Annotated in this window: 1 protein-coding gene and 1 pseudogene; one reads left to right on the top strand and one right to left on the bottom strand. The window is 69.8% G+C overall.

The genetic code is table 11. From position 1 onward, the window contains the following. The first annotated feature begins 76 nt into the window (after positions 1-76). Positions 77-643 carry a hypothetical protein gene (locus tag VIB55_RS19395; protein ID WP_331878318.1) on the top strand — a complete coding sequence of 189 codons (567 nt, stop codon included), beginning with the start codon at positions 77-79 and terminating at the stop codon, positions 641-643. Positions 644-1,078: 435 nt separating this feature from the next. Here VIB55_RS19395 and VIB55_RS19400 read toward each other — a convergent pair. After that, positions 1,079-1,615 (bottom strand): annotated as a pseudogene (locus tag VIB55_RS19400) (hypothetical protein); the annotation flags it as partial.

Raw genomic sequence — 1,615 nt, forward strand, 5'->3', positions numbered from 1 at the left:
TGTTGGATACTGCGGGAAAGCTTCTTGCTACCTGTCAGGCAAGATTCAGGCAGATGCAACAACAGGGAGGCACACGATGGCCCGATATGATTCGCAGTACCGGGAACTGGAGCTGGGCCCGCAGTGGGGCCGGCCGCAGCCGCTGGACCCCAACTGGCGCGACGGCGACTGGCACGGCCACCGCATGGAGGCCGACCACCGCCACGGCGCGTACGGCCGGCACCGGATGCAGCACCAGAACGACCTGGGCTTCGCGGGCGGCTTCAACGGCGTGTACGATGAGGGCGACGGCCGCTACGACCGGCAGGGCATCTTCCATCACCCGCGCCTGGAAGGGCACGCGCGCCGCGCGCCGACGGGCCAGGCGCCGCCACGGTACACGTATGACCAGGGCTTCCGCCACGTGGAGAACGGCGGCGTGCGGCGCGACGCGGGGTTCGTGGGGCAGTACAACCGCAACAGCGTGGGCCTTCGCTACGGCGGCGACTACCGCGGCCACGGGCAGGCGCCGGGCGCGCGGGGGCAGGGGCAGTACGCGCCCGAGAGCGCGCGCCGGCCCACGAACGAGCGGGGCTACAACGGCTACAACCGCGGCGGCTTCGCCGACAACGGCGGCGGCGGGCCGATGGACCCGCGGAAGTAGCAGGCGAGAAGAGGTCGCCGCTTCTCGCACGAAATAGCCTCACCCCGGAGCGGATCCCGGGGTGAGGCTTCATGCTGGATGTCGGTCAATTTGGTGCCGGCTCCGCTGGGGCGACTGAAGTCGCGGCAACAAGGGCCCAAAGTCCGCCTTCGCGGACTGCTAGCGACGGGTGTGCGCGAGGCCAGCCGAGGCGCGAACGAATTCGTACCTCCGGTTCGGTGTCGCGCATCCAGTGCGGCACCGCGACCGGGCCGGTCATCCAGAGGCGCAATCGCACGGTACCTTCCCTCACGCCGGCCCCCGCGCGCCGAAGGATCTAACGGCGGATACTTCCCAGGTTGGGCGCGGCAGCGGTCACGGATGCCGAGGCAACGACGGCCCGAAGTCCGCCTTCGCGGACTGCTCGCGTAGTGGGTCGCGCTTTGGCTGGTGTGGTCATTCCACGTCATAGCGGGGGGCGTCGAATTGTCCGCTGAACTGCCACGTGCCACGCGAGCCGCTGAACGTCAGCTGGAGCGATCCGCGGGTGCGCGTGGCGCCGTACTCGGTGAAGGTGACGGTGCCCTGCGTAACCTGCGCCGTATAGGTGATCCCGTCCCCGCCGATCACCTCCCGGTATTGGCTGCCCCCCAGCCGCGCGCTCGTCGGAAGGACCGAGTACCCGCCCTGCCCGTTCGGCACGACGGCGGCGGCGATGTGCTGCTCCGCGGACCCCTTGACGTGCTGCACGGAGCTGATGTACAGCGTGTCGCGGTACACCGCGGCGTTCGCGGTTCCCTCCCACGGCTGGCCATTGAGCGTGCCGGTGAGCTTGCCCGTCCGCTGAGGGGAGATGGTCGGCGAGTCGCAGGCGGCGAGCGGGAGGAGCAGCAGCAGGGCGGCGATCAGGCGGCGCATGGCGGTCGGCGAGGTGCGGTGTTGATGGTGATCGAACTCCGCATCAACGCGCGCGGGCCGGATGTCGTGACATCC

This window comes from Longimicrobium sp., from assembly GCF_036554565.1.
Classification (GTDB): Bacteria; Gemmatimonadota; Gemmatimonadetes; order Longimicrobiales; family Longimicrobiaceae; genus Longimicrobium.